This window comes from Kocuria subflava, assembly GCF_012163155.1.
In the GTDB taxonomy this organism is placed as follows: Bacteria; Actinomycetota; Actinomycetes; order Actinomycetales; family Micrococcaceae; genus Kocuria; species Kocuria subflava.
This window is the reverse complement of record NZ_JAAVUN010000211.1, coordinates 1-551: the sequence shown is the minus strand read 5'-3', so window position 1 is coordinate 551 and position 551 is coordinate 1. Positions and strand designations below refer to the sequence as shown.

The window sequence follows — 551 nt, the reverse complement described above, 5'->3', positions numbered from 1 at the left end:
CAGTCCCCGCCGCCATCGGCCGCGTCGCCACCGTCCTGGGACTGATCGCCGCCTATGCGTTTTCTACGAAGCGGCGGGCACGACATAAGAGCATGTTCGACGCCGCCGTTGCCGCGGAGAACACCCTCGCGGTCCTGGGACCGCGGGCAGGGACGGCGGCCATTCAGGTAGCGGAGCTTGCTCATACCGTAGCTCGGCACGAGCGCATCCTCTACGAAAACGCCGTAGCTGATCTCAGCGATGGACGGCTCCGCCTGCAGGACGGCAAGGTCACAATGGTCAACCATGGCCGCGCAGACGGTTCGTACCAGTCATGGCAACACCCAGAGTGGCGGGCTTGGCGAACCAAAGCGAACAAGGACGAGTGGATGAAGCTCTGCGAGCAGCGCGAGACCACACTGGCCACGCTCACTAGCCTGCGGGAAGCTTTATCTCAGGTGGAGTCGCTGTCCCCGTTCGTTCGGCAGGCCGGTACGCACAGCTGGGCCTTGCTACTAGACAGCTCCCCGCAGTCTCCTCGCACGAGCCCGTGGTTAGCTGTCACCCTCTAC

Annotated in this window: 1 protein-coding gene; it reads left to right on the top strand. The window is 64.1% G+C overall.

Translation table 11 applies throughout. From position 1 onward, the window contains the following. Positions 1-551: hypothetical protein (locus GTW58_RS14400; RefSeq protein WP_209436598.1), on the top strand; the 551-nt coding region annotated here is incomplete at both ends.